General features: G+C 72.2%; 24 protein-coding genes. 14 read left to right on the top strand and 10 right to left on the bottom strand.

The window, feature by feature from the left end; genetic code table 11:
• Positions 1-214: 214 nt before the first annotated feature.
• The 10 genes from AB0C38_RS46865 to AB0C38_RS46820 all read left to right on the top strand — a co-directional run bounded on the left by AB0C38_RS46865 (position 215) and on the right by AB0C38_RS46820 (position 10,977).
• Positions 215-1,033 (top strand): TIM barrel protein, encoded by an 819-nt coding sequence (locus tag AB0C38_RS46865; protein WP_360687251.1) that lies wholly within the window; start codon positions 215-217, stop codon positions 1,031-1,033.
• Positions 1,030-1,917, top strand: coding sequence for a 2-hydroxy-3-oxopropionate reductase (locus AB0C38_RS46860; protein ID WP_360687248.1), 888 nt, complete (start codon positions 1,030-1,032; stop codon positions 1,915-1,917). The genes AB0C38_RS46865 and AB0C38_RS46860 overlap by 4 nt, the downstream gene beginning before the upstream one ends.
• A gap of 1 nt (position 1,918) precedes the next feature.
• The gene (gene gcl / locus AB0C38_RS46855) at positions 1,919-3,607 is read left to right on the top strand and encodes a glyoxylate carboligase (RefSeq protein WP_360687245.1); all 1,689 of its coding nucleotides are present in this window, start codon (positions 1,919-1,921) and stop codon (positions 3,605-3,607) included.
• A 193-nt stretch (positions 3,608-3,800) separates the two neighbouring features.
• Positions 3,801-4,670: an FAD binding domain-containing protein gene (locus tag AB0C38_RS46850; protein ID WP_360687242.1), complete on the top strand. Its 870-nt coding sequence runs from the start codon at positions 3,801-3,803 to the stop codon at positions 4,668-4,670.
• Positions 4,661-5,131 (top strand): (2Fe-2S)-binding protein, encoded by a 471-nt coding sequence (locus AB0C38_RS46845; protein WP_360687239.1) that lies wholly within the window; start codon positions 4,661-4,663, stop codon positions 5,129-5,131. The genes AB0C38_RS46850 and AB0C38_RS46845 overlap by 10 nt, the downstream gene beginning before the upstream one ends.
• Complete coding sequence (gene pucD, locus AB0C38_RS46840; protein ID WP_360687236.1) at positions 5,128-7,428, top strand: xanthine dehydrogenase subunit D; 2,301 nt, start codon at positions 5,128-5,130, stop codon at positions 7,426-7,428. Before AB0C38_RS46845 ends, pucD begins: the two co-directional genes overlap by 4 nt.
• Position 7,429: 1 nt before the next feature.
• Positions 7,430-7,912: a nucleoside deaminase gene (locus AB0C38_RS46835; protein WP_360687233.1), complete on the top strand. Its 483-nt coding sequence runs from the start codon at positions 7,430-7,432 to the stop codon at positions 7,910-7,912.
• A gap of 125 nt (positions 7,913-8,037) precedes the next feature.
• Positions 8,038-9,492 (top strand): NCS2 family permease, encoded by a 1,455-nt coding sequence (locus tag AB0C38_RS46830; RefSeq protein WP_360687230.1) that lies wholly within the window; start codon positions 8,038-8,040, stop codon positions 9,490-9,492.
• 10 nt (positions 9,493-9,502) lie between these two features.
• Complete coding sequence (locus AB0C38_RS46825; protein WP_360687227.1) at positions 9,503-9,880, top strand: gamma-glutamylcyclotransferase; 378 nt, start codon at positions 9,503-9,505, stop codon at positions 9,878-9,880.
• On the top strand, positions 9,877-10,977 hold the full coding sequence (locus AB0C38_RS46820; RefSeq protein WP_360687224.1) for a glycerate kinase: 1,101 nt from the start codon (positions 9,877-9,879) through the stop codon (positions 10,975-10,977). The genes AB0C38_RS46825 and AB0C38_RS46820 overlap by 4 nt, the downstream gene beginning before the upstream one ends.
• Before the next feature lies 1 nt (position 10,978).
• Here the strand turns inward: AB0C38_RS46820 and AB0C38_RS46815 are convergent, their stop codons facing one another.
• Entirely contained in the window at positions 10,979-11,974 is a 996-nt protein-coding gene (locus tag AB0C38_RS46815) for an aldo/keto reductase (protein ID WP_360687222.1), read from the bottom strand.
• 86 nt (positions 11,975-12,060) lie between these two features.
• On the opposite strand from AB0C38_RS46815, the gene AB0C38_RS46810 reads away from it, so the two are divergent.
• Together AB0C38_RS46810 and AB0C38_RS46805 are read left to right on the top strand one after the other, a co-directional pair.
• The gene (locus AB0C38_RS46810; protein ID WP_360687219.1) at positions 12,061-12,756 is read left to right on the top strand and encodes a TetR/AcrR family transcriptional regulator; all 696 of its coding nucleotides are present in this window, start codon (positions 12,061-12,063) and stop codon (positions 12,754-12,756) included.
• Between the two features lie 283 nt (positions 12,757-13,039).
• On the top strand, positions 13,040-15,262 hold the full coding sequence (locus AB0C38_RS46805) for a glycoside hydrolase family 15 protein (protein WP_360687216.1): 2,223 nt from the start codon (positions 13,040-13,042) through the stop codon (positions 15,260-15,262).
• Here the strand turns inward: AB0C38_RS46805 and AB0C38_RS46800 are convergent.
• The 5 genes from AB0C38_RS46800 to AB0C38_RS46780 all read right to left on the bottom strand — a co-directional run bounded on the left by AB0C38_RS46800 (position 15,250) and on the right by AB0C38_RS46780 (position 19,699).
• Positions 15,250-16,119, bottom strand: coding sequence for a hypothetical protein (locus AB0C38_RS46800; protein WP_360687213.1), 870 nt, complete (start codon positions 16,117-16,119; stop codon positions 15,250-15,252). The two genes, AB0C38_RS46805 and AB0C38_RS46800, sit on opposite strands and share 13 nt — an antisense overlap.
• Positions 16,116-17,444 carry a hypothetical protein gene (locus AB0C38_RS46795; protein WP_360687210.1) on the bottom strand — a complete coding sequence of 443 codons (1,329 nt, stop codon included), beginning with the start codon at positions 17,442-17,444 and terminating at the stop codon, positions 16,116-16,118. Before AB0C38_RS46795 ends, AB0C38_RS46800 begins: the two co-directional genes overlap by 4 nt.
• On the bottom strand, positions 17,437-17,742 hold the full coding sequence (locus AB0C38_RS46790) for a DUF6403 family protein (protein WP_360687207.1): 306 nt from the start codon (positions 17,740-17,742) through the stop codon (positions 17,437-17,439). The genes AB0C38_RS46795 and AB0C38_RS46790 overlap by 8 nt, the downstream gene beginning before the upstream one ends.
• Before the next feature lie 89 nt (positions 17,743-17,831).
• Positions 17,832-18,701, bottom strand: a complete 870-nt coding sequence (locus AB0C38_RS46785; protein ID WP_360687204.1) for a hypothetical protein — start codon at positions 18,699-18,701, stop codon at positions 17,832-17,834.
• Positions 18,698-19,699 carry an SPFH domain-containing protein gene (locus AB0C38_RS46780; protein ID WP_360687201.1) on the bottom strand — a complete coding sequence of 334 codons (1,002 nt, stop codon included), beginning with the start codon at positions 19,697-19,699 and terminating at the stop codon, positions 18,698-18,700. Before AB0C38_RS46780 ends, AB0C38_RS46785 begins: the two co-directional genes overlap by 4 nt.
• A gap of 91 nt (positions 19,700-19,790) precedes the next feature.
• Between AB0C38_RS46780 and AB0C38_RS46775 the strand changes: the two genes are divergently transcribed.
• Complete coding sequence (locus AB0C38_RS46775) at positions 19,791-20,468, top strand: NUDIX domain-containing protein (RefSeq protein WP_360687198.1); 678 nt, start codon at positions 19,791-19,793, stop codon at positions 20,466-20,468.
• A gap of 4 nt (positions 20,469-20,472) precedes the next feature.
• On the opposite strand, the gene AB0C38_RS46770 is transcribed toward AB0C38_RS46775, so the two are convergent.
• The 4 genes from AB0C38_RS46770 to AB0C38_RS46755 are packed head-to-tail and all read right to left on the bottom strand — an operon-like array spanning position 20,473 to position 24,741.
• Positions 20,473-22,227: an ABC transporter permease gene (locus tag AB0C38_RS46770; protein WP_360687195.1), complete on the bottom strand. Its 1,755-nt coding sequence runs from the start codon at positions 22,225-22,227 to the stop codon at positions 20,473-20,475.
• A gap of 3 nt (positions 22,228-22,230) precedes the next feature.
• Positions 22,231-23,022: an ABC transporter ATP-binding protein gene (locus tag AB0C38_RS46765; protein ID WP_360687192.1), complete on the bottom strand. Its 792-nt coding sequence runs from the start codon at positions 23,020-23,022 to the stop codon at positions 22,231-22,233.
• Positions 23,019-23,552 carry a PadR family transcriptional regulator gene (locus tag AB0C38_RS46760; RefSeq protein ID WP_360687189.1) on the bottom strand — a complete coding sequence of 178 codons (534 nt, stop codon included), beginning with the start codon at positions 23,550-23,552 and terminating at the stop codon, positions 23,019-23,021. The genes AB0C38_RS46765 and AB0C38_RS46760 overlap by 4 nt, the downstream gene beginning before the upstream one ends.
• Before the next feature lie 52 nt (positions 23,553-23,604).
• Entirely contained in the window at positions 23,605-24,741 is a 1,137-nt protein-coding gene (locus tag AB0C38_RS46755) for an FAD-dependent monooxygenase (protein ID WP_360687186.1), read from the bottom strand.
• Between the two features lie 88 nt (positions 24,742-24,829).
• Here AB0C38_RS46755 and AB0C38_RS46750 point away from each other — a divergent pair, with 88 nt between their 5' ends.
• Positions 24,830-25,324: a helix-turn-helix domain-containing protein gene (locus AB0C38_RS46750; protein WP_360687184.1), complete on the top strand. Its 495-nt coding sequence runs from the start codon at positions 24,830-24,832 to the stop codon at positions 25,322-25,324.
• The last annotated feature ends 5 nt before the right edge of the window (positions 25,325-25,329 follow it).

Below are 25,329 nucleotides of genomic sequence, written 5' to 3'. Positions count from 1 at the left end.
AATCGGACGTCGCCGCCTGCATATCGCCTGGTTCCGGGCCGCATTACCGGTTCGTGGCCGTGTGGATGATCACGGGCGGTACAGACCTTTCGGCGGTATCGGGAGGTTCGCCTGACGGCTATGGCCGCACCGCGAGGCGTTGACCTCGAGCCACCGGGCCAGCTATTCTCGATATGCGAAAGAAAAATTCCGGATAGTGAAATTTGAGGTCGCGATGCCAGAAGAGGGGCACTCCCTGCCGTACGTCGCCAACCTGTCGATCCTGTTCAAGGAGGTACCGCTGCCCGGGCGCGCGGCCGCCGCGCGGGAGGCCGGGTTCACCGACGTCGAGTACTGGTGGCCGTTCGACACCGCGGTCCCCGCCCGCGACGAGGTGGACGCCTTCGTGCGTTCGGTCGAGCAGGCCGGGGTCCGCCTGCGCGGGCTGAACTTCTTCGCCGGCGACATGGCCGCGGGGGAGCGGGGCCTGGTGTCGTGGATCGGCCGCGAGACCGAGTTCGCCGACAGCCTCGTCGTCGCGCTCGGCATCGCCGAACGCACCGGCTGCCGCAGCTTCAACGCGCTGTACGGCAACCGGCTCGACGGCGAAGAGCCGGCCAAGCAGGACGACCTGGCGCTGGTCCACCTCGCGACGGCCGCGGAGGCCGCCGCGAAGATCGGCGCGCAGCTGGTCCTCGAACCGCTCTCCGGCGCGGACCGCTACCCGCTCAAGACCGCCGCGGACGCCGTGGCCGTGCTCGACGACCTCGGGCGCGACAACGTGCGACTGCTGGCCGACCTGTACCACCTGGCAGTCAACGGGGACGACCTGGACGCGCTGGCGACGACGCACATCTCCCGGATCGGGCACGTGCAGATCGCCGACGCACCCGGGCGCCACCAGCCCGGCACCGGGACCGTCGACCTCGACGGCCACCTGCTGAGGCTGCAAAAAGCGGGTTACGACGGGTTCGTCGGGATCGAGTACGTCCCGGAACCCGACACCCTCACCTCGCTGGACTGGCTGCCGATCACCCGAAGGGGACGAGCATGAAACTGGGATTCATCGGACTGGGCGTGATGGGCGCCCCGATGGCCGCGCACCTGGTCGCGGCCGGGCACGACGTCAGCGGCTTCGACGTCAACACCGCCGCGGGCGAGAAGCTGCAGGCCGCCGGTGGGCGCGCCGCGGCGGACGTCGCCGACGCCGTGGCCGGGGCGGACGTCGTCATCACGATGCTGCCGAACCACCCGCAGGTCGAGGCGGTCGTGCTGGCCGCGGGCGGGGTCCTCGACGCCGCCGAGCCCGGCGCGCTGCTGATCGACATGAGCACCATCCGGCCCGAGACGTCGATCGCGGTCGCGGAAGCCGCGCGGGACAAGAAGATCCGCGTCCTCGACGCTCCCGTGTCCGGTGGTCAGGCCGGCGCCGAGCAGGCGTCGCTGTCCATCATGGTCGGCGGCTCCGAAGAAGACTTCGCGGCGGCCAAGCCGGTGTTCGAAGCACTGGGCAAGACCATCGTGCACGTCGGCCCGCACGGCGCGGGTCAGGTCGTGAAGGCCGCGAACCAGCTCGTCGTGGGCGGGATCTACGGCCTGGTCGCCGAGGCGATCGTGCTGCTCGAAGCGTCCGGTGTGGACGCCGCCGTCGGGCTCGACGTGCTCGCCGGCGGGCTCGCGGGCAGCCGGATCCTCGAGCTCAAGCGCAAGTCGATGGTGGAGCGCCAGTTCGCCCCCGGCTTCCGGATCGACCTGCACCACAAGGACATGGGGATCGCACTGGCCGCCGCCCGGCAGGCCGACGTCGCGCTCCCGCTCACCGGGCTGGTCGCCCAGCTCGTCGCCGCCGGCCGCGCCATGGGCCACGGCTCCCTGGACCACTCGGCCTTGCTGAAGGTCGTCGAACAGTTGTCGGGCCGCGTCCCGGCGGAGGTGTGACATGCCCAGAATCCCCGCCATGCAAGCGGTCGTCGACGTCCTGGAGAGCGAAGGCGTCGACACCGTCTTCGGCTGCCCCGGCGCCGCGATCCTCCCGCTGTATAACGCCCTACAGGGCCGGGCGATCGAGCACTTGATCGTCCGCCACGAAGAGGGCGCGACGCACATGGCCGACGGCTGGGCCCGGACGAACGGGAACGTCGGCGTCGCGATCGGCACGTCCGGCCCGGCCGGGACGAACATGATCACCGGGCTCTACACCGCGCACGCGGACTCGATCCCGATGATCTGCATCACCGGTCAGGCGGCGACGAACAAGCTGCACCAGGAAGCCTTCCAGGCCGTCGACATCGTCGAGATCGCCAAGCCGGTGACGAAGTGGGCGGTGCAGGTCAAAGAGGCGGCGCAGCTGCCGTGGATCTTCCGCGAGGCGTTCCGGGTCGCCCGGTCGGGCCGGCCGGGCCCGGTGCTCATCGACCTCCCGATCGACGTCCAGAAGCAGGACATCGAGTGGGACTCCTCGATCGACTCGCCGCTGCCGGTCACAGCCGTGAAGCCCGCGTCCGCGCGGGTCGAGCGGGCCCTCGAAATGCTGCTCCAAGCCGAACGTCCGCTGATCCTGGCCGGTGGCGGGGTCGTCCTCGGCGAGGCGAGCGAGCAGCTGCGGGCCGCGGCCGAGCGCCTCGACGTCCCGGTGCAGGTGACGCTGATGGGCAAGGGCAGCTTCCCGGAGGACCACGAGCTGTTCGCCGGGATGGCCGGCATCCAGACGTCGCAGCGCTGGGCGAACGCGGCCTTCCTGGAGGCCGACCTGGTGCTGGCGCTGGGTGCGCGCTTCGGCGACCGGCACACCGGCGAGCTGTCGGTTTACCGGGGTGACCGGAAGTTCATCCACGTCGACATCGAGCCCACCCAGCTGGGCAAGGTGTTCGGGCCGGACCTCGGGATCGTCTCGGACACGCGCGAGTTCCTCGACGCGCTGCTGGCCGCTTTGGAGAAGCGCTCGCCGGAGCCGCGCCGTGAGTGGGTCGGCCGGATCGCGGAACTGAAGGAAGCGCTTCCCCGGCGTGACGACTTCGACACCCTGCCGATCAAGGCGCCGCGGGTTTTCAAGGAGATCAACGAAACCTTCGGCGAGGACACCTACTTCGTCACCGCGATCGGGCTCTACCAGATCTGGTCGGGCCAGTTCCAGAAGGCGCACAAGCCGCGTCACTACCAGGTCTGCGGTCAGGCCGGTCCGCTCGGCTGGGAGATCCCGGCGGCGATCGGCGTCAAGAAGGCGCGGCCCGAGGCCGAAGTTGTCGGGGTGGTCGGTGACTACTCGTTCCAGTTCCTGGTCGAGGAGCTGGCGGTGGCCGCCCAGTACGACGTCGGGTTCGTGCTGATCATGCTCAACAACGAGTACCTCGGCCTGATCCGCCAGGCCGAGACCGGCTACGACATGAACTTCGAGGTCGACATCCACTACGACTCGAACGGCACGGACAACGTCAAGATCATGGAGGCCTACGGCTGTTCGGGCACCCGCGTGCACGAGCCGGCCGAGATCCGGACGTCCCTGGAATGGGCCCGCAAGGAAGCCGAGCGGACCAGCCGGCCCGTCCTGGTGGAGATCATGATCGAACGCGAGGGCAACGCCGCCATGGGTGCCGCCCTCGACGCCGTCAAGGAGTTCGAGCCCGCATAACACCCGCGTGACCACGGCCGCCGTACGAGACCTGACCTCGTACGGCGGCCTTTCCGCGTCCGCGCGAAGGCGCTTGTCGGAAAGTACAAACCGGGGCCGTAAATTCACCCTTCTTTCAGGGGTTTTGCCGTGGTCGCGGCCACACCCCAGCGTGTGTACTTCTTCACGAAGCAGCCCCGAAAGGACGTCCACAGTGGAATTCCTCCGACCCGCCACGCTGGCCGACGCGCTCGCCGCGAAGGCCGCGAGCCCCGGTGCGGTCCCGATCGCCGGCGGCACGGACGTGATGGTCGAGCTCAACTTCGACCACCGCCGCCCCGGCGCCCTGCTCGACCTCGGCCGCGTCGCCGAGCTCCACGAGCACGGCACCGACGGCGGCCGGATCCGGCTCGGCGCGGCCGTGCCCTACACCCGGATCATCGCCGAGCTGGGCCCGAAGCTGCCCGGTCTCGCGATGGCTTCGCGGACTGTCGGCTCCCCGCAGATCCGCAACCGCGGCTCCGTAGGTGGCAATCTCGGCGCAGCGTCGCCGGCGGGCGACGCGCACCCGGCGCTCCTGGCCGCCGACGCCGAGGTCGAGATCGCGTCCGTACGCGGCACTCGGATCGTCGCGGCGAAGGACTTCTACGTCGGTGTCAAGCGGAACGTCCTGGAGCCGGACGAGCTGATCACCGCGGTGCTGCTGGCACCGGCCACCGGGCCCCAGCAGTTCAGCAAGATCGGCACCCGCAACGCGATGGTCATCGCGGTCGCGGCCTTCGGGCTGGCGCTGCACCCCGAGCAGCGGCGTGTCGGCACCGGCGTCGGCTCGGCCGCGCCGACACCCCGCCGGGCCTTCGAAGCCGAAGAGTTCCTGGCCGGCGAGCTGGACTGGGAGTCACCCCGGGCGTTGACCGACTCCGTGAAGCGCCGCTTCGGCGACCTGGTCGCGGGGGCGGCGTCCCCGATCGACGACGTCCGCGGCAGCGCGGCCTACCGGCGGCATGCCCTGGGGGTCATGGCGCGCCGGACGCTGACCTGGGCCTGGGGCGAATACTGCGAAGGGAGCGCGAAGTGCGCGTGAACGTCACCGTCAACGGCGAACCCCGCCGGGCGGACAACGTCTGGGAAGGCGAAAGCCTCCTGTACATGCTGCGCGAGCGGCTCGGCCTGCCGGGCTCCAAGAATGCCTGCGAACAGGGCGAATGCGGCTCGTGCACGGTCTACGTCGACGGCGTCCCGGCCTGTGCGTGCCTGGTCGCGGCCGGGCAGGCCGAGGGCCGCGACGTCGTCACGGTCGAAGGGCTCGCTTCCGGTGACGATCTGGACCCGGTGCAGGAGTCGTTCGTCGAGCAGGGCGCCGTCCAGTGCGGGTTCTGCACGCCCGGCCTGCTGGTCGCGGCCCACGACCTGATCGAGCGCGTGCCGGACCCCAGCGACGTCGAGATCCGCGAGGCCCTCGCCGGGAACCTCTGCCGGTGCACCGGCTACGAGAAGATCCTCGACGCCGTCCGCGACGCCGCGGCGAAGAAGGCCGTCCGATGAGCGCCCCGGCCCGCTCCCCGCAGGAGCTGCACGACACGATCGCCGGCGGCATCGGCGAGAGCCCGCTGCGCCCGGACGGCACGCTCAAGGTCCGCGGCGAGTTCGCCTACTCCTCCGACCTGTGGCACGAAGACATGCTGTGGGGCGCCACCCTGCGCAGCCCGCACCCGCACGCCCGGATCGTCCGCCTCGACGTCTCCCGCGCGCTGGCCCAGCCGGGCGTGCACGCGGTGCTCACGCACGAGGACGTACCCGGCGAGAACGTCTACGGCCTCAAGTACCAGGACACGCCCGCGCTGGCCTCGGACCTGGTTCGCTACCAGGGTGAGCCGATCGCGATCCTCGCGGCCGACCACCCGGAGATCGCCCGGCAGGCGCTCAAGGAGATCGTCGTCGAGTACGACATCCTCGAGCCCATCACCGACCCCGAGCGGGCCGCGCACGACGACACCCTGCCTAGGCTGCACCCGGGCGGGAACCTGGTCCGCCACCAGCGGATCGTCAAGGGTGACCCGGCCGCGACCGCGGACGTCGTCGTCTCCGGCGTGTACGAGATCGGCATGCAGGACCAGGCGTTCCTCGGCCCGGAGTCGGGCCTCGCGGTGCCGGCCGAGGACGGCGGTGTCGACCTCTACCTGGCCACCCAGTGGCTGCACGTGGACCAGCGCCAAACGGCGAAGGCTCTCGGCCTGCCGCTGGACAAGGTCCGGCTGACGCTGTCCGGCGTCGGCGGCGCGTTCGGCGGCCGTGAAGACCTGTCGATGCAGATCCACTCGTGCATGCTCGCCCTGCGCACCGGCCGTCCGGTGAAGATGAGCTACAACCGGCTGGAGTCGTTCTTCGGGCACGTCCACCGCCACCCGGCGAAGATGTACTACGAGCACGGGGCGACGAAGGACGGCAAGATCGTCTACGTCAAGGCGAAGATGTACTTCGACGGCGGCGCGTACGCGTCCAAGACCCCGGTCGTGGTCGGCAACGGCACCACGCTCAGCGTCGGCCCCTACGACGTGCCGAACGCGCACATCGAGGGCTGGGGCGTCTACACGAACAACCCGACCTGCGGTGCCATGCGCGGCCTGGGCGCGGTCCAGCCGACCTACGCCTACGAGTCCCAAATGGACAAACTGGCCACCGCACTGGGCATGGACCCGGCCGAGCTGCGGATCCTCAACGCGCTGAGTGAGGGGTCCACTGTGGTCACCGGCCAGGTCGTCGATTTCCCGGCGCCGGTCGCCGAGCTGGTCCAGCGGGTCCGCGACCTGCCGCTGCCGCCGCAGCCCACCGGCGAACGCGACATCCGCGAGCTGCCCGGCGGCGCGTCCAACACCACCCACGGCGAAGGCGTCGTGCGCGGCATCGGCTACGGCGTCACCATCAAGAACATCTCCTACGCCGAAGGCCTCGACGACTACTCGACCGCCCGCGTGCGCCTCGAGGTGCTCGGCGGCGAGGCGGTGGCGATGGTGCACACCGCGGCGGCCGAGGTCGGCCAGGGGTTGGTGACGCTGCAACAGCAGATCGCCCGCACCGAACTCGGCCTGACGCGGGTGAGCGTGCACCCTGCCGACACGAGCGTCGGCGACGCCGGCTCCAGCTCCGCGTCACGCCAGACCTACGTGACGGGCGGCGCGGTCCGCAACGCCTGCCGCGCGGTCGCCGACGCGGTGTATGCGCTCGTGGCGGCCCGGACCGGCGCGGCGGATGGACTCACTTTGACCGGCGGAAAGGTCGTCGCGGCCGACGGTGAGGTGGTCGCCGACCTGGCCGAGCTGCTGGGGGAGACCGCGATCGAGGAGACCCGCGAGTTCCACCACCGCAGGACCTACCCACTGGATCCGGAGACCGGCCAGGGCGACGCCCACGTGCAGTACGGCTTCTCCGCCCACCGCGCGGTCGTCGACGTCGACCTGGACCTCGGCCTGGTGAAGGTGGTGCAGCTCGACTGCGCCCAGGACGTCGGCAAGGCGATGAACCCGGACGCCGTCGTCGCCCAGATCCAGGGCGGCTCGGCCCAGGGCCTCGGCCTCGCCGTCATGGAGGAGATCCTGGTCAAGGACGGCAAGGTGCGGAACCCCTCGTTCACCGACTACCTCATCCCGACCATCCTCGACATGCCGCCGATGCGCGTCGACGTCCTCGAGCGGCCCGACCCGCACGCCCCTTACGGCGTCCGCGGCGTCGGCGAGCCACCCACGATCTCCGCTACGCCGGCGATCGCGAACGCCATCCGCGCGGCCACCGGCCTCGAGCTGCCGCGCGTCCCCATCCGTCCCGAGCACATCACAGGAGTATGAGATGACCACGTCGATTTCCGCCGAGACCGAATGGCTCGACGAAGCCGTCCGCATCGCGGAGACGAACGTCGCGAACGGCGGCGGGCCCTTCGGCGCGCTGATCGTGAAGGACGGCGAGATCGTCTCGACCGGCGTCAACCGCGTCACCGCGAACCTCGACCCGACCGCGCACGCCGAAGTCGTCGCGATCCGCGCCGCCTGCCAGGCCCTCGGCACCTTCAAGCTGGACGGCTGCGTGCTCGTCTCCAGCTGCGAGCCGTGCCCGATGTGCCTGTCCTCGGCGCTGTGGGCGCGCGTCGACAAGGTCCTCTTCGCCGCCGACCGCGACGACGCGGCCAGGGCCGGCTTCGACGACCGCGCCTTCTACGAGCTTTTCGACCGTCCTCGCGACACCTGGACGGTCCCCGTCACGCGACTGTCCGCAAAGGACGGATTCGCGCCGTTCGCGGCCTGGCTCGACAAGAGCGACCGCACCGACTACTGACCTCACCGCTTACTGACCCACAAGGCCAGCTGACCGGAGCACAACCGAATCGAACGTCCCGCTCGCCCAGGCACGGTGTGGTGCCTTGGCCTGGCCGAGCACACCCACCGGCAAGGGCAGGACGCATGACCCAGGCAGAAATCCAGGACCCCGTCCTCGACGAAGTACCCGAACCCCCACCCGGCCGCACGAAGCTCCTGGACCGGTTCTTCGAGATCCGGGCCCGGCAGACCACGATCGGCCGCGAGGTCCGCGGCGGCCTCACGACGTTCGTCGCGATGGCCTACATCGTGCTGCTGAACCCGCTCATCCTCGGCGCCTCCGCCGACATCACCGGCGCCCGGCTGTCGGCCGCACAGGTGACCACGGCGACCGCGCTCGCCGCCGCGGTGATGACCATCCTCATGGGCGTCGTCGGCAACGCGCCCCTCGCGCTGGCCGCCGGCCTCGGCATCAACGGCATCGTCGCGTTCCAGATGGCGCCTTCGATGACCTGGGCGCAGGCGTTCGGCCTGGTCGTGCTGGAGGGCGTCTGCATCGTGCTGATGGCCGTCAGCGGCGTCCGCGAGCGGATCATGAACGCCATCCCGCGGCCGCTCAAGATGGCGATCACCGTCGGGATCGGGCTCTACATCGCCCTGGTCGGGCTGGTCAGCGCCGGGTTCGTGACCCGGATGCCGGACTCGGCGCAGACCACGGTCCCGGTGCGCCTCGGGGCGAGCGGGCACCTGCACGGCTGGCCGATCGTCGTGTTCTGCTTCGGTCTGCTGCTGATGGTCGTCCTGATGGCCCGCAAGGTCCCGGGCGCGGTGCTGATCAGCATCGGCGTGGCGACGGTGTTCGCCGTCGTGCTGCACGAGGGGTTCGGGGTCGGCGGCTGGGGCCTCACTGCCCCGGCGCTGCCCGACCACGTCGTCGCGGCACCGGACTTCGGGCTCTTCGGCCACATCGACCTCTTCGGCGGGTTCGCCTCGGCGGGCGCGCTCGCGGCCACGGTGTTCCTGTTCACCCTGGTGCTATCCGGGTTCTTCGACGCCATGGGCACGATCACCAGCGTCTCCGACGAAGCCGGGCTGTCGAAGAACGGCAAGGTGCCCCGGATGGGCCGGATCCTGCTGGTCGACGGCGCGGGCGCGATCGCGGGCGGCGTCACCGGCTCGTCGCCGAACACGGTGTTCCTCGAGTCCGCCGCCGGCGTGGGTGAGGGTGCCCGGACGGGCCTCGCCAGCGTGGTCACCGGGCTGCTGTTCGCCGGGACGCTGCTGTTCACGCCGCTCGCCGGGATCGTCCCGGCCCAGGCCGCCGCACCCGCGCTGGTCGTCATCGGCGGCATGATGGTCGCCCAGTGCCGGAACATTCCGTGGAACGACCCGGACTACACCATCCCGGTGTTCCTGACCGCCGCGCTGATCCCGTTCACGTACTCGATCACCAACGGCGTCGGCGCCGGCCTGATCGCGTTCGTGCTGATCAAGATCGGCCGCGGCAAGTGGCGCGAGGCCGGCTGGCTGCTTTCCCTGCTGGCGCTGGTGTTCGCGGTGTACTTCGCCGTCGACGGCGTCGAAGCCCTCTTCCGCTAAGGAGTTTCCCGTGACCCTGATGTTCTTCAACGGCGGCGCCATGCGCGGCGAGCCACTGCACCACCTCCTGGAAGGTTCCCCGTTCGTCTCGGCGGCGAAGACCGCGCCGAAGTACCGGTTCTACGCCGTCGGGGAGCAGTGCCCGGCGCTGTACCCGGTGTCGCACGGCGGGGCGGCGGTCACCGGCGAGGTCTACGACGTTTCGCTGGATTCGTTGCGGGACAAGGTACTCCCGTCCGAGCCGCACGAGCTGGAACTGGGTGTGGTGGAGCTGGAAGACGGCAGCTCGGCGTTCGCGATGCTGCTGCGGCGGCCCTACACCTCGCACGTCGCCCTGCGGGACATCACCGAGATCGGCGACTGGCGCGCGTACCGGGCGAGCGCGTGAGGGTGCTGGTCGCACCGGACAAGTTCAAGGGGTCGCTGACCGCGGCCGAGGTGGCGTCGGCGGTGGCTGCCGGCCTCGCCGACGTCCACCCCGCGCTCGCGGTGCAGGCCCTCCCGGTGGCCGACGGCGGCGACGGCACGGTGGACGCCGCCGTCGCCGCCGGATTCCGGCGTGTGCGAGTCCCGGCCCGCGGCCCGACCGGCGTTCCGGTGACGGCGTCCTACGCGGTCCGCGGGGACACCGCCGTCGTCGAGTTGGCGGAGGCATCCGGGCTGCACCGGCTGCCCGGGACGCCGGCGCCGCTCACCGCGACCAGCGCCGGCACCGGCGACGTACTCGCGGCCGCGGTGCGGGCGGGGTGCCGCCGGATCGTGCTCGGCGTGGGCGGCAGCGCCTGCACCGACGGCGGTGCGGGCATGCTGGCCGCACTGGGGGCCCGGCTGCTGGACACCGCCGGGCGGGACCTCCCACCCGGCGGCGCCGCCCTGTCCCGGCTCGCGTCGCTGGAGCTGTCCGAACTGGACATGTCCGAAGTGGACATCGAGCTGGCGAGTGACGTCGACAACCCGCTGTACGGGCTGCGTGGGGCAGCGTTCGTATACGGACCGCAGAAGGGTGCGTCCCCCGACGACGTCGAGACCCTCGATTCGGCACTGCGACATTGGGCCTCGGTCGCCGGGCCGGAGTTCGCCGAGCGGCCGGGCGCCGGAGCCGCCGGGGGAGTGGGCTTCGCCGCGATGGCCGTGCTGGGCGCCCGGGTGCGCCCGGGCATCGAGCTGCTGCTCGACCTGCTCGGGTTCGACGCGGCGCTGTCCGGAGCGTCGCTGGTCGTCACCGGCGAGGGTTCCCTGGACCGGCAGACGTTGTCCGGCAAGGCTCCGGCCGGAGTGGCCCGGGCCGCGGCGGCCAAGGGCATCCCGTGCGTCGCGGTGTCCGGACGCTGTCAGCTGTCCACTGTGGAGCTGGCCCAGGCGGGCATTTCGGCCGCGTACGCGCTGACCGACCTCGAACCGGACCCGGCGCGGTGCATGGCGGAGGCGGCACCCCTCCTGCGGCGCCTCGCCCACCGCGTCGCAGTCGACCACCTCGGGCGGTGACCTACTTTTCGCTGTCCAGGTGGTCGAGCTGGGCGGCGGCGTAGCGGTCGCCGGCCGCGGCGCCGGCCGGGACGGCGGCCTCGATCGCGGCCAGGTCCTCGGCCGTCAGCTCGACGTCGGCGGTGCCCAGGGACTCGGCCAGCCGGGCGCGGGTGCGGGCGCCCACCAGCGGGACGATGTCCTCGCCCTGCGCGGCGACCCACCCGATGGCGAGCTGCGCGGTCGTGACGCCCTTGCCCGCGGCGAGCTTGCCGAGGGCATCGGTCAGCGCCAGGTTGCGGTCGAGGTTCTCGCCCTGGAACCGCGGGCTGTGGCCGCGGAAGTCACCCGCGGCCAGCTCGCGCGACGGCGTCCAGTGGCCGCTGAGCAGGCCGCGCGAGAGAACGCCGTACGCCGTGACGCCGATGCCCAGCTCCCGGGCCACCGGCAGGATGTCCGCTTCGATCCCTCGGGAGAGCAGCGAATATTCGATCTGCAGGTCGGAGATCGGGTGCACGGCGGCGGCCCGTCGCAGCGTCTCCGCGCCGACCTCGGAGAGACCGATGTGCCGGACGTAGCCGGCCCGGACCAGCTCGGCCAGCGCGCCGACCTGGTCTTCGATCGGCACCGCCGGGTCGAGCCGGGCCGGCCGGTAGACGTCGATGTGGTCGGTGCCGAGGCGGCGCAGGCTGTAGGCGAGGAACGTCTTGACCGCCGCCGGGCGGCTGTCGTTGCCGAGCCAGGAGCCGTCCGGGCCGCGTAGCGCACCGAACTTGACGCTGATCACGGCCTTGTCGCGGTTGCGGCCGCGGAGTGCGTCGCGCAGGAGCAGCTCGTTGTGGCCCATGCCGTAGAAGTCGCCGGTGTCGAGCAGCGTGACGCCGGCGTCGAGGGCGGCGTGGATCGTCGCGACCGACTCGGTCTCGTCGGCCGGGCCGTACAGGTCGGACATGCCCATCAGGCCGAGGCCGAGGGCGCTGACGGCCGGACCGGTCCGGCCGAGGGTGCGGGTGTGCATGAGTTCTCCCTGTTTCCGTTGTTACCCGACAGACCGTATCATCGATACCGAACAAGTGCTACTCGGTATTTGTTATCATCGGAACCATGGCGACGAAGACGGCAGTGGACACCCGAGAGCGGATCCTCGAGGCGGCAGCCGCGCTGCTGGTGGCGGAGGGGCGCGACGGTCTCTCGACGCGAGCGGTGAGCGCGGCGGCGGGCGTCCAGCCACCTGCGCTCTACCGCCTCTTCGGCGACAAGGACGGCCTGCTGGACGCGGTGGCCGCGTACGGGTTCGACGAGTACCTGGCGAGCAAGCGCGAGCTGGGATCCACGGGCGACGCGGTCGAGGACCTCCGCCGCGGCTGGGACCTGCACGTCGAATTCGGGCTGGCCCGCCCGGAGTTCTACGTGCTGATGTACGGCGACGCGCGCCCAGGCCGCACCTCCCCGGCGGCGCAGGAGGCGGAGTCGATGCTGCGGAGCATCGTCTCGCGAGTCGCGGAGGCGGGCCGCCTGCGAGTGAGCGTCGAACGCGCGGCGAGGCTAGTGCACGCGACAGGCATGGGCGTGGTGCTGACCCAGATCGCAACGCCGGAGGCGGAGCGAGACCCAGAGCTGTCGGCAACGGCCCGCGAGACGGTCCTGAGCCGAATCCTCACGGGCACCGAGAAGCCAGCCGGCTCCGACCTACCAGAGCGCGCGATAGCGCTGCGTGCAGGTCTCGACGGCGCGGCAGTGCTGTCCAAAGCCGAGCGGGTCTTACTGGCGGAGTGGCTGGACCGCTTAGCCGACGCGTAAGAGACCAACCCAGGAAGACCGGAACCCAGACCCCCCGCAACCCCGATCCGAAGCCAGAACACGGCCGGCAGCGCCGGGTCAAGGCATCTTTCCCGCCTTGACGCGGTGTTGTCGGCCGTAGTCACAATCAGGCTTCGGGGTGGCGGAGAGGAAGACTTTCCCTTGAGCCATTCAGCCGAGGACTGGATCGATCCAGCCCGATCGGACATTGCCTGTCACCGACACGTAGCCCAATATGTTGCCGCCCACAACATATTGACGACAATGCCGTCGGAGGGTCCCGATGATCAGATGGAAAGCGGTCCTGGCCTGCGCCGGAGCAGGAGTCCTACTGGCCGGCGCACTACCCGGCACAGCACTGGCGACCGGCACGGCAACCGACTGCTGCGGCAGCGGAGCGTCCTGGGCGACCGGCAACAAATCAGCCCTCGGGACCTCAACGACGACGACCAGCCCAGTCTGGTTCACCATCGCCGACGGCGTCACATCCGAGGTCTTCTACCCGCGCGCCGACGTCCCGAACATGCAGGACATGCAGTTCGTCATCACCGACGGCACCAGCTTCGTGGACGTAGAACGCGACGCCACCAACCACGTCGTGACCATGCCCGACGAGAAGGCCCTCCAGTACACGGTCACCAACACCGCCAAGAGCGGGAAGTACCGCATCACCACCGACTACGTCACCGACCCGGCCCGCTCCACGCTCGTCCGCAACACCCGCTTCCAATCCCTCGACGGCGGCACCTACCGACTCTATCTCCTGGCCAACCCGTCCATGGCCGGCGGCGGCGCCAACGACAACGCCTGGTGGGACGGCAACGGCCTCCTCTCCAGCGGCACCGAGACACTGTTCGGCGGCACGGCCACCACGGTCGTCTCCGCACTGCGCGTCTCGACTGGCTTCACCGCGCACGACAACGGCTACAGCGGCGCGGCCAGCGACTGCCTGGTCGACCTGCGCGCCGACAAGACCCTGAACAACCAGTTCGACAACGTCTCCGGCACCGGCAACGTCGTCCAATGTGGACAGATCCCGGTCGGCGCGGACACGACGTTCACCGTCGCCCTCGGCTACGGCGGCACTGCGGCGGCCGCGTCCTCAGCGGCAAGCGGGGCGCTGAGCAGCGGGTTCACCACGGTCGCGGCAAGCTACCGGTCCGGCTGGAACTCGTACGTGGGTGGCCTGAAACCGGCGCCCGCCAGCGTTTCCGGGGACACCCAGCGGCGTCGCGCCTACTACGTCGCGGCGATGGCGCTCAAGACCGCGGAGGACAAGCAGCACCCGGGCGCGAGCGTCGCGGGCCTGGCGACGCCGTGGGGCAACTTCACCAACGGCGACCAGCTCAACGACGGCTACCACCGCGTCTGGGGCCGCGACCTCTACCAGCAGGCGACCGGCCTCCTGGCCGCCGGCGACACCGCGCAGGCCAAGCGGATGGCCCAGTTCCTCTGGAACTCGCAGTGGATCGGCAGCCCGACCGCGGGCGACGGCATGACGTACCCGGCGGGGTCCTTCCCGCGCTACAGCCCGGTTTCCGGCGTCGCCGGGGCGAGCCCCCAGCAGCTCGGCTGCTGCGAACAGCTCGACCAGGACGCCGACGCGATCCTGCTCGCGTGGCTGACCGGCCTCACCGATGCCTCGACGTACGCCAAGGTCAAGACGACGGCGAACCACCTCACCGCGACCGGTCCGGACACCACCGAGCGGTGGGAGGAGCAGTACGGCAAGTCGCCGTCGTCGGTGGCCGCCGAGATCGCCGGGCTGATCGCCGCGGGCGCCATCGCCCGGGCCAACGGCGACACCGCGAGCGCGACGTCGTGGGAGTCCACAGCGGACTCCTGGCGCAACTCCCTGGCCGGCTGGACGGTCACGACGTCCGGCTACTGGGGCGGGCACACCTACTACGAACGCCTGGACCGCAGCGGCAACCCGAACGACACCGGCACGATCTGCTTCGACGAAGGCTGCTTCTACGAGCACGACGTCACCGACTTCGGGTTCCTCGACCTGGTGCGCCTGGGCATCCGCCCGGCTGGCGACACCACGATCGCGAACTCCGTCGCACCGACGGCCGCCGCGTCCGACGGCAACGCGGCGATGCAGGTGACGCTGCCGAACGGTGACGTCTACTTCCACCGCTACCCGCACGACAACTACGGCGAGAGCACCTCGACCTGCAACGGCTGGCCCGCGGGCGGCAGCCAGCGGTTCGGGCGGCTGTGGCCGGTGCTGTCGGGGGAGCGGGGGCAGTACGAGCTCGCCAACGGCCGCTCGGCGGCGGTGTACCTGAAGTCCATGGCGGACTCGGCCAACGACGGGTACTTCGTGCCCGAGCAGGTCTGGGACCGTGCCGACGTCGGGTGCTTCGGCCTGGGCCGCCCGACCGGCAGCGCGGGGCCGCTGATGTGGGCCGAGGGCCAGTACCTCCGGCTGGCGCAGAGCATGGACGCGGGGCACAACCTCGACACGCCGTCGATCGTGAAGTCCCGCTACGGCACCTGAGCGGCCAGCTTCCGGGCCCGGGTCAGCAGCTCTTCGACCCGGGTCCGGAGCTTCGGGGTCTCGCTGCCGAGGTCCGGCAGCAGGTTCGTGTAGTCCGAGACCAGGCGCCGGTAGCCGCGCGCGAACTTGCTCTTGCCCTTGTCGCGCGCGTAGCGCTTGTCCAGGTCGATGATCTCCTGGGCCAGCACGGCCGCGGCCGCGGCCAGCTCGGTCCGCGCGTCCGCCTCGGCGTCCCGGCGTTCGCGGCGCCGCAGGGCCGTCCGGGTGGCCCGGCGGGAGGCCAGGTACAGCGCGGCCGCACCCAGGAACACCGCCCCGACCGCGGCCGCCGCGACGAGATACCGAGGAAACGACGGGCTGACCGTGCGGCCGCCGTCGGGGATCGCCCCGGAGCGCACCAGCAGGTCGTAGTTGACGACCGCCACCTTCAGCGCCTCGACCGGGCGGTCGGTGAACGCGTCGATGCCGGTGCCGATCATCGACTCCGCGACGAACCCCTTGCCGAAGTTCTCGTCGTCATTGCCGGGCAGTTGGGAACAGCCGTACTTGTCGAAGTCGTCGCCGTCGCGGCTCAGCATGAGGGCCAGGGTGCCGTCGGCCGCGCCGGACACGCTGTCGCACGCGTCGCTCAGGTCGGTACCCGGTGCGAGGAACGCGACCGTGAGCCGCCGGTTGCCGATCACGCGCTCCGCGGCCGCCTGGTCGAGCGCGACCCCGGGTGCTACGTACACCGACGACGTCCGCAGCTGCCGCGCGACGGGGCCGTCGAACACCCCCGCGGACCAGACCGCCCAGCCCGCCAGGACCAGGCAGCCGAGCACCGCGACGCCGAAGGCGCTGCCGAAGAACCGTTTCACGCGAGCCTCCCCTGCAGGAACGCGGCCGGCCGGTAGTCGGCGCGGCCCAGCAGCCCGGCCGTGGTGTCCAATTCGGACTCCGCCGCGTCGAGGAGGCCGTGCACGTGCTTGTCCGGCAGGTTCTCGTCGAACGCCGCCCGGGCCGCCGTCAGCCGAGTGATCCCGCGGGTGAGCGACGCGGCGGAAGCGCCGTCCGTCAGGCCGGAGATCTCGACGGCGAGCGCGGTCAGGCCGGCCAGCCGGGCGGGCACGCCGGCTCCCGTCCCGGGACGTCCGGGCCGCAGCACCCGGCTCGCGGACAGGGCGAGGAACCCGACCGCGCAGGCCGCGAACAGCCACGGCAGCGCGGGCAGCGCGACCCGGAGGGGGTCGAACGGCACGTAGGGGAGCGGGCGGTCGAACAGCCCGGCGTAGCGGATCGCGGTGACGCGGTCGAGCCACGCGCCCAGGACGTTGCGCTGCGGGTAGGCGTACTGGCTGAGCCGGTCGCCGAACTGGCCGTAGAAGCTGGCCGTCGCGACGTCGGCGAACGCGGCGGCCGACGGCCCGTCGTACTCCACCCACGAGCCGTACATGACCACGATCGGGCGGCCGGGGAACTCTCGTGCCAGCGCCGGTCCGAAGTGGACCAGCGGGCGGTCGGCCGGCTGCTGTGGCAAGGCGACGTACAGCGGCTGGGCGCCGGGGAACGCGGCCGTCGTCGCGGGCGCGTCCTTCAACGTCGCTCCCGGGGCGACGAACCGGCCCGTGGTGCGCAGGTCCGCGGTCGCGGCGGCCAGTTCGGCCGCCGTCGGGTCGCGCCGCGCGAGCGCGGGCTGGTCCGGCGCCTCCGGCTGGTGGTTCAGGTGGGCGATCAGGGTGGTCAGCGACTCGGTGACGTCGCCGGTGGCGAACTGGTGGATCCACTCGTCGGCGCGGTCCGCCGAGGCCTGGAGGATGCCGCCGCTGACCTCGGTGCCGACGACCCGGACGGTCGCGGCGTCGACGTCGTGGACCCGGTCGCTGTCTTCCTTCTTGAGCCCGGGCGGCGCGACGAGGATCCGGACGTCGGCGCCGCCCGCCGCGGCTTTCACGGCCCGGTCGTCCCAGGTCGCGATCGAGCCCGGCAGCCGCACGACGGGCGAGGCTTTGACCAGCGCCGTCAGCTGCTCGGCCGACGGCACGGTCGCGCCGCTCAGCTCGCCGGCCGAACCCTCCGGGATCGGGTCCTTCGCGGCGGGCGCCTGGCCGTAGCTGACGTCGGTGCTCTGCTTCTGCACCAGGAGGAACGTCACCAGGACGGCGACGGCCGCGGCGAGCAGGATCCACCGCGCGCGCTCAACCACGGGTCGCCTCCTGCCAGAGCGCATCGGCGCGGCGGGCGTGGTCCTCGGCCGCCCGGGCCGCGCGCGGACCCCCGTGCGCGGCGGCGATGGTCTCGGCACGGGCCAGCAGCTGCTCGGCTTCCGGCCGGGTCCCCGCCGCGGCGTCCCGGCTCACGGTGGCGCTCTCGATCGCCGCCCGCGCGGCCGACCAGGCGGTCCGCCGGCGCAGGTCCCGGTCCCGCAGCCGCGGCACGGCGACGGCCCCGCACCCGGCGACGGCGATCACCACCGCGGCGAGCACCCACACGACGCCTGTCATCCCGGCCACCTTCGATCTTCCGCGAGAAGGTCATTCTGACCGCCGGACCCCGGGAGTGTGACAACGTTGCCGCATTGTGTCCCAGTCGATCACCGGACCAAGTGGACAGTCTTCGCGGCGGGGACGAACGTCGCCGTCTGACCCCGGGTGAGGGCGACGCTGTCCGTCTCGAGGCCGTCGCCGAACGCGACCAGGCGGTCGGACTCTACCTCGACCGTCAGCGGCGCCGACGTCAGTTCCCCTTCCGTGCACGTGGTTCCGGTCGTCGGCGACGGCCATGCCTCGCGCACGAACCAGACCAGCCGGCCCTCGCCGGGCGCGGGCAGCCGGAGCCCGCTCCCGCGCTCCCGCCACACCGAGCCGCACCAGCCGGTCGCGCCGGTGCCCGTCCCGACGAGGATCCCCGACGACGCCTGGCGTTCCGCCGGCCCGCCACCGACCCCCAGCCGGTAGCGGGCCGTCTGGTGCCCGGCGTGCCCCAGGTAGATCTCGTTGAGCGCCAGCAGCCGCTGGCCGTCGTCCGCGGTGAGCTCCGCCATCGTCCGGTGTTCGACGTCGCCGGTGGACCGCACCAGGTCCGCGACGGCGGCGGGCGGGTGGCGCACCAGGACCCCGGGCGCGCCGGGCGCGACGCCGATCACCGGCTGGCCGTCGAGGTACTTGGCGACGTTGGCGATCAGGCCGTCCTGGCCGACCGCCACAACGACGTCCTCCGGGGTGAACAGGAACCGGTCGAGGTCCGCCCGTTCGACCTCGCCGCGGCGCCAGTCGAGCGGGATCGCCGCCGACGCCGCGGTGAGCGCCGCGCGCACGGCGGCGTCCGCCTCGGTGACCTCGGCCAGGTCACGGCCGCGCGTGCGCAGGAAGAACTCCGCCTGGCCGCGCGTGCCGTGCCGGGCGAGCAGCTCGGCCAGCTCGGTGCGCCGGTGCACCAGCACGACGCGCGGGGCGAGGCTCACGACCGCACGCCCAGCTTCGTCAGCAGCGGCGTGAGCAGGTCGGGCGTCAGCACCAAGCTGTCGATCTGCGGCAGGTTGCCGGCCAGCTCCTTCAGCGCCAGTCCGGTCAGCACGCCCTCGGGCAGGTCGCGGTACGCGGCGAGCCGCGCCGCCTCACCGGCCGCCTCCGCCTCGCCGAGCGCACGCTTGCCCTCGGCTTCCACGAGCGTCAGGCGTTCCCTGCGCAAGGCCTGCGCCTCGGTCTCGATCCGGTTCGCCGCCGCGGCCTCTTCGGCCTGCCGCCGGGCGTTCGCGCCGCGCTGGGTGACCAGCTGCTCTTCGCGGCGGGCCAGCTCGATCTGGTTCTGCAGCTCGTTCTCGCCGATCGCGCGTTCGCGTTCGACGGCCAGCGCGCGCCGCTCGAAGGTCGCGCGATCGGCCTCCTGCTGCACCTTCTCCCGCGCGGTCGTCTGCAGCGCCTTCTCGACCTCCGGCTCGGCCCGGATGGCGACGACCCGGACGTCGAGCACGGCCGAGCCGGTCTGCGCGAGCCGGGTGTCGACTTCGGCGAGCCCGGCGCGGATCCGGTCGCGGACCGCCTGGACGCCGTCGACCAGCGCGTTCTCCAGGGGAGTGCGGGTCAGGACCTCGACGGCGTACTGCTGGACGTTCTCGGTGAGCAGCCCGCTGATCTGGGCGAGGGGATCGCTTCTCCAGCGCCCGGTGTCCGGGTCGATGGAGAAGTCGATCCGCTGCGCGGCCAGCGCCGGGTCCTCGATCCGGAAGGTCAGCGCGAGCTGCACGGTGACGTCCTGGAAGTCGGCCGTGCGGGCGTGGAACAGCAGCGGCAGCTCGCGGTCGTCGACCGGGACCTCCGAGACGACCGCGGTGAGCGGCCGGTACCAGAACGACAGCCCGACGCCGTCGTGCGCGAGCTTGCCGCGGCGGTAGTGGCGGATGTGGACCGTGGGTGCGCCGCGCAGGTGCCGGAACCCGAAGCGGCGGTCGATGTCGGCCATGAGCCCTCCTCTTGTCGTCTTATCGTCGAGGTGACGATATGCGGACGGTGGCCTAATCGTCAAGCTGACGATTAGCGGGTAGGGTGGTGGCATGGGTCACCCGCCGTTCGCCGTCACCGTCGACCTCGTCGTGCTCACGCTGACCGGGGACGAGCTGTGCGCCCTGGTCGTGCGGCGGGGAGTCGAGCCGTACCGGGGGGAGTGGGCGCTGCCCGGCGGGTTCGTCCGGAAGGACGAAGACCTCTCGGACGCGGCGCGCCGGGAACTGGCCGAAGAGACGGGCCTGGCGCCGGGGTCCGTCCACATCGAACAGCTCGCCGGCTACGGCGCCCCGGACCGGGACCCGCGGATGCGGGTGGTGACGGTCGCCTACCTGGCGCTGGCCCCGGACCTGCCCGTGCCGCGCGCGGGCACGGACGCGGCCGAGGCCCGCTGGACCCCGGTGCGGTCGCTTTCGCGCGAACACCTGGCCTTCGACCACGACCGGATCCTCGCCGACGGCCTCGAGCGGGCCCGGGCGAAACTCGAGTACGCACCGCTGGCGACGGCGTTCTGCGCCCCGGAGTTCACGGTCGCCGAGCTGCGGCGGGTGTACGAACTGGTCTGGGACACGCGCCTCGACCCGCGGAACTTCCACCGCAAGGTGACCGGCGCCGAGGGACTGCTGGAGCCGACCGGCAAGACGACCACCCGCGACGGCGGGCGCCCGGCCCGGTTGTACCGGCGGGGGAAAGCGGAACTGCTCTACCCGCCGATGCTCCGCGGGTGACGGCTCAGGCGAGGGCGCGCCCGGCGGGGCGGCGCGTGTGCGCCCACGCGGGCAGCGCGGTCAGCACACCGACGGCCAGCAGGACGCCGAGCGCGGCGAGCAGCTGCCACGACGCCGGGGGCGCGACGAACTTGGGGTTCAGGAAGCCGTACAAGCCGATCCCGCCGGGGATCCCGGCCAGCACCGCGAGCACGGCGGGCAGGAGCTGAGCGGTGCACAGCGCCGTGACGACCTGGCCGGGCGTCGCGCCGAGGGTGCGGGTGACGGCCAGGGCGCGGCGGGCCTGGACCGCGCTGCTCCAGCCGACGAACAGGGTGTTGAGGGTGGAGAGCGCCACCAGCGCGAAGGTGACAGCGAGGGCGACCTGGCCGATCCGGGCGTTGATCACCGCCATGGCGGGATCGGTCAGCCCGGTGCTCGTGCCGTGGGCGACCGTCATGCGGAAGGCGAGCAGCGCCGAGACCGTGACGCTGATGGCGGCCGTGCCGAGCGCGGTCAGGGCGGCGCGGCCGGGCCGGCGGGCGAGCAGCCGGACACCGACCAGGAGCGAGGTCGGCAGGTACGCCGTCACGGCGGTGAGCCGCGCGCGGCGCGTGACCGGCTCGGCGAGGGACTCCGCCGTACTCGTGCGGGCTGCCTGCAGGACGGGCCCGAGCGTCCCGGTCAGGACCACGAGCGCGCCGAGGAGGAGCACGGCGATGACGGTGCCGGCGCTCGGCGGCCCGGTCGTCACGAGCAGGCCGGCGCTGGGGTTGGCCAGCGCGGGGGCGGCGAGGGTCCCGGCGGTCAGGCCGAGCGCGGTGGCCACGGTGGTCGGCAGCAGGTACTGCGCCAGCAGCACGGCCGCGACGGTCCGCGGCCCGGCCCCGACGGCCTTGAGCAGCCCGGCCTGCCGGCGGTCGCGGCCCGCGCGGACGGCGGCGAGCGCGGCGAGGGTGACGATCGCGGAGGCGGCGAGCAGCCAGCCACCGATGACCAGCGTGGGCTGGGTGTCCCTGATCATGTTCCGGTCGCCCTGCAGCACGGTCGGCCAGTCGTGCGTGTTGACCCAGGCGGCGCCCCGGTCGGTGAAATCGGTCTCGCGCCAGTCGACGGTGCGGTCCGGGTCGGTGAGCTTCACGTGGATGAGGTAGACGATCTCCGCGTCGCCGGCCGCCGCGTGGGCGTCGGCGGTGGTGAGCCAGATCCGCCCGCCCCGGTCGGTCGGCCCGGCCCCCTGCGCCCAGTCGCTCCACGGGTACACCGGGGTCGCGGCGCTGATGGCGATGCCGACGACCGGGTAGGCGCGCTCCCGGAAAGTGACGCTGTCACCGACGTGCACGCCGAAGACGTCCGCGAAGCCGCGTTCGATCACCGCACCGCCGGGACGCACCCAGGAGCCGTCGGTCACCAGTGGACGGTCCACAGTGGACGGCGTGCTTTCCCGGCCCTCGATGGAAGTGTGCGCGGCGCGGCCGTGCAGCCCGACCATGGCGTCGAACGCGAAGACGGGGTCGCCCTGTGCGGCCACCCCGGGCGTTTCCGCGATCCGCCGGGCCACCCCGGACGGGTTCGTGGCCGTCGTGATGGCGGTGATGTCGGGGCCGGCGGTGGCCGCGCGGGTGTTCTCGTACCCGGTCGTCACGGCGGTCCCGATCGCCAGGCCCAAGGTCAGGGCGGCGGTCGCGGTCGTGACGGCGACCAGGAAGAGGGCGGCCTCACCGGGGCGGCGGCGCAGGTCGCGCGCGGCCAGGCGCCACATCAGCAGCAGACGTCCCACGGCTCAGCCTTCCCAGCTCAGCAACGCGCCGAGCGGGGTCGTTTCGCCGAGCCGGGTGTCGTCGACGAGCGTGCCGTCGCGCAGCGAGACGACGCGGTCGGCGGTGGCGGCGACACGCTCGTCGTGGGTGACCACGACCAGCGTCTGGCCGGCGGCGCGCAGCTCGCCGAAGAGGCGGAGGATGTCGTGGGTCGCGGCGCTGTCCAGGTTTCCGGTGGGCTCGTCCGCGAGGACCACCAGCGGCTCGTTGACCAGCGCCCGCGCGATGGCGACCCGTTGCCGCTGCCCGCCGGACAGTTCCGAGGGAAGGTGCCGGGCCCGGCCGGCGAGCCCGACCCGGTCGAGGATCGCGGCGGCTCGATCGCGCGCGGTGCGCGGCGAGGCGCCGGCGAGCAGCGCGGGCAGCTCGACGTTCTCGGCCGCGGACAGTTCGTCCATCAGGTGGAAGTCCTGGAAGACGAAGCCGATGCCGCGCCGCCGCAGCCCGGCCAGGGCCCGCTCGCCGAGGTGGTCGATCCGCCGGCCGGCGAGCCGGACCTGGCCGCCGGTGGGCCGGTCGAGCCCGCCGAGCAGCTGCAGCAGCGTCGACTTGCCACAACCGCTGGGTCCGGTCACGGCGAGCGTCTGCCCGGCGGGGACGTCGAGGTCGACCCCGTCGACGGCGCGCACCAGGCTTTCGCCCCGGCCGTACACCCGCGAGAGGGCGGTTGCCCGCAGCACGGGTTCCGCGCCGGGCCGCAGAGCCGGACCTCCCGCGCCTGTCCGCCGCGCGCGGCCTCCGACCAGCCTGCTCATGCGTTTCCTCCGCTTTTCCCGCGGGCGGACCAGGTCCGCTCGCACGCCTCCAGCCAGCGCAGCTCGGCCTGCCAGCGCAGGGCGATGCCCTCCAGGAGCAGCCCCGCTTCCGAGTTCGTGTCGTGGGCGAGGACGGCGCGCTGGACCTCGGCGAGGCTGCGGAGCAGCTCCCGCCGCCGCGCGTCGACGAGCGCGAGCGGATCGGCCAGCCCCGACTCGGCGGCGGCCACCAGCTTCAGGTGGAACTCCGTCACGTCGGCCTTGGGACCGGCGCCCTCGGCCATCCACGCGACGACCCGCTCCTGCCCGGCCGCGGTCAGCGCGTACACCTTGCGCCGCGGCCCGCGAACCGGCGTGTCTTCCCGCTCCTGGACGACCAGGCCCGCCTTCTCGAGCCGGGTGAGCGTCACGTAGACCTGCCCCACGTTCAGCGTCTCGCCCAGCGGCCCGAGCGCCGCCACGAGCCGCCGCCGCAGGTCATAGCCGTGCGACGGCTCCTTGGCCAGCAACGCCAACACGACGTCCTGCACGGACCGACCTCCCTTGGACGGTCCAATAGATAGCGGTTAGCCAAAGGCGGTGTCAAGCGGCTCGAGCGGGCACCAGTCGTCGCGCGGCGGTGACCAGGGGCAGCAACCGCGTGCCGAAGTTGCGGACCGCGAGGCCTCCGCGAGTGGCCGGGATCAGCAGGGCTGCCGCCGCGGAGACGTTGCGCTGCTTGGGTTCCACCAGCTTCCGGTGCTCGGCTTCGTACCGGCGGAACGCCGACGCCGCGTCGCCCGGGGTACGGCCCAGCTCCTCGGACAGGGTGTACGCGCCCGCCATCGCCAGTGTCGAGCCGTCGCCGAACAGGGACACGCACGACGCCGCGTCCCCGGCCAGCACGATCCGGCCCGACGCCCAGGTGCCCATCCGCACCCGGCTCACCGAGTCCAGGTACAGGTCGTCCGCCTCGCGCACGCGCTCCAGCAGTTCCGGCACGCGCCAGCCGGCGCCTTCGTAAGCCTCGGCGAGCATGCGCTTGTGCAGTGCGGAGTCGCGGTGGTCGAACCCCGGCACGGCGTCGCCGCGGAACATGAACGCCGCGATCCCGGTGCCGCGCGCCGGGTGTACCGCGACCGCCCGGCCGGGCGAGTTGTACATCACCAGCTCCGTGCGGTCGGCCGGCGGCTCGGCCAGCGGCAGCGTCGCGATGTAGACGCCCATGTGCTCGACGAACGCGTGCTCCGGCCCGAACGCCAGCCGCCGCACGCCCGAGTGCAGGCCGTCCGCGCCGATCACCAGGTCGAAGCGTCGCGGAGTGCCTCGCTCGAACGTGACGTCGACGCCGCCGGCGTCCTGGTGGAGCTCGGTGATCGAGTCGTGGAAGACGAACTCCGTGTCCGCCCGGGCGGCTTCGTGCAGGATCGCCGCGAGGTCGGTGCGCGGCAGCTCGATGCCGCCGTCGCCGCCCATCGCGACGCGGCCGGTGCGGCGGCCCGCGTCGTCGACGAACTTCAGCGACGTCACGGCGGTGCCCGCGTCGCGCAGCTTGGCGGTGATGCCCATCCGGTCGGCGACGTGCCCGGCCGGCCCGCGGACGTCGACGGGACTGCCGCTCGAGCGCAGCCCGGCGGCGCGCTCGACCACGGTCGGCCGGAAACCCGCGCGGGCCAGCCAGTACGCCAGCGTAGGCCCGGCGACGCCCGCGCCGGAGATCAGTACGGTCTGCTCGGTCATGGTGTGTACCCCCATCAAGGTCCTGACCATCGGTCAGTCCCGACCGTACGCTCCTGTCCAACGGTCAGGCAAGGGGTAGGCTCGGGCGATGACCGACGACACCCGGGCCCGGATCCTGCGCGCCGCGCTCGAGGAGTTCTCCGAGCGCGGCTTCCATGCGACGTCGGTCCGGGAGCTGGCTGAGCGCGTCGGTGTCACCAAGACCGCGGTGCTGTACCACTTCCCGGGCAAGGCGGACATCGTGACGGCGCTGGCCGAACCGCTCCTGGACGACCTCGAAGCGAGCATGACGAAGGCCGCCGACGGCGCCGACCCGCGCGCGGCGGCGATCGAGGGTCTCCTCGACGTCTGGCTCGGCCACCGCTACCTGCTCCGGATGAACCTGCGGGACCTCGGGCTGACCGCGTCGAAGGCGGTGTTCGACCGCTTCCGTGACGGCATGCTCAAGGCGAACCTGCTGGTAGCGGGCCCGGACGCGGGGGGGGGCGGGGGGGGGGGGGGGGCGCCGGGGGGGGGGGGGGGGCGCCCGGCTGTCGGCCCGGCACCCGGAGGTTCAACTGGGATGGCGTCTTTTGGTTGTTAAAAGTG

It is taken from the genome of Amycolatopsis sp. NPDC048633, assembly GCF_040650695.1.
In the GTDB taxonomy this organism is placed as follows: Bacteria; Actinomycetota; Actinomycetes; order Mycobacteriales; family Pseudonocardiaceae; genus Amycolatopsis.
Note: the sequence above shows the minus strand (reverse complement) of the source record. Positions and strands in the feature narration are given on the sequence as shown.

Excerpts from the sequence above, each read along its gene's own strand:
- pucD (WP_360687236.1), top strand. The coding sequence starts at position 5,128 with ATGAGCGCCCCGGCCCGCTCCCCGCAGGAGCTGCACGACACGATCGCC.
- gcl (WP_360687245.1), top strand. The coding sequence starts at position 1,919 with ATGCCCAGAATCCCCGCCATGCAAGCGGTCGTCGACGTCCTGGAGAGC.
- AB0C38_RS46780 (WP_360687201.1), bottom strand. The coding sequence starts at position 19,699 with ATGGCCGACATCGACCGCCGCTTCGGGTTCCGGCACCTGCGCGGCGCA.
- AB0C38_RS46865 (WP_360687251.1), top strand. The coding sequence starts at position 215 with ATGCCAGAAGAGGGGCACTCCCTGCCGTACGTCGCCAACCTGTCGATC.
- AB0C38_RS46750 (WP_360687184.1), top strand. The coding sequence starts at position 24,830 with ATGACCGACGACACCCGGGCCCGGATCCTGCGCGCCGCGCTCGAGGAG.
- AB0C38_RS46775 (WP_360687198.1), top strand. The coding sequence starts at position 19,791 with ATGGGTCACCCGCCGTTCGCCGTCACCGTCGACCTCGTCGTGCTCACG.
- AB0C38_RS46835 (WP_360687233.1), top strand. The coding sequence starts at position 7,430 with ATGACCACGTCGATTTCCGCCGAGACCGAATGGCTCGACGAAGCCGTC.
- AB0C38_RS46755 (WP_360687186.1), bottom strand. The coding sequence starts at position 24,741 with ATGACCGAGCAGACCGTACTGATCTCCGGCGCGGGCGTCGCCGGGCCT.
- AB0C38_RS46765 (WP_360687192.1), bottom strand. The coding sequence starts at position 23,022 with ATGAGCAGGCTGGTCGGAGGCCGCGCGCGGCGGACAGGCGCGGGAGGT.
- AB0C38_RS46810 (WP_360687219.1), top strand. The coding sequence starts at position 12,061 with ATGGCGACGAAGACGGCAGTGGACACCCGAGAGCGGATCCTCGAGGCG.
- AB0C38_RS46815 (WP_360687222.1), bottom strand. The coding sequence starts at position 11,974 with ATGCACACCCGCACCCTCGGCCGGACCGGTCCGGCCGTCAGCGCCCTC.
- AB0C38_RS46830 (WP_360687230.1), top strand. The coding sequence starts at position 8,038 with ATGACCCAGGCAGAAATCCAGGACCCCGTCCTCGACGAAGTACCCGAA.
- AB0C38_RS46805 (WP_360687216.1), top strand. The coding sequence starts at position 13,040 with ATGATCAGATGGAAAGCGGTCCTGGCCTGCGCCGGAGCAGGAGTCCTA.
- AB0C38_RS46860 (WP_360687248.1), top strand. The coding sequence starts at position 1,030 with ATGAAACTGGGATTCATCGGACTGGGCGTGATGGGCGCCCCGATGGCC.
- AB0C38_RS46790 (WP_360687207.1), bottom strand. The coding sequence starts at position 17,742 with ATGACAGGCGTCGTGTGGGTGCTCGCCGCGGTGGTGATCGCCGTCGCC.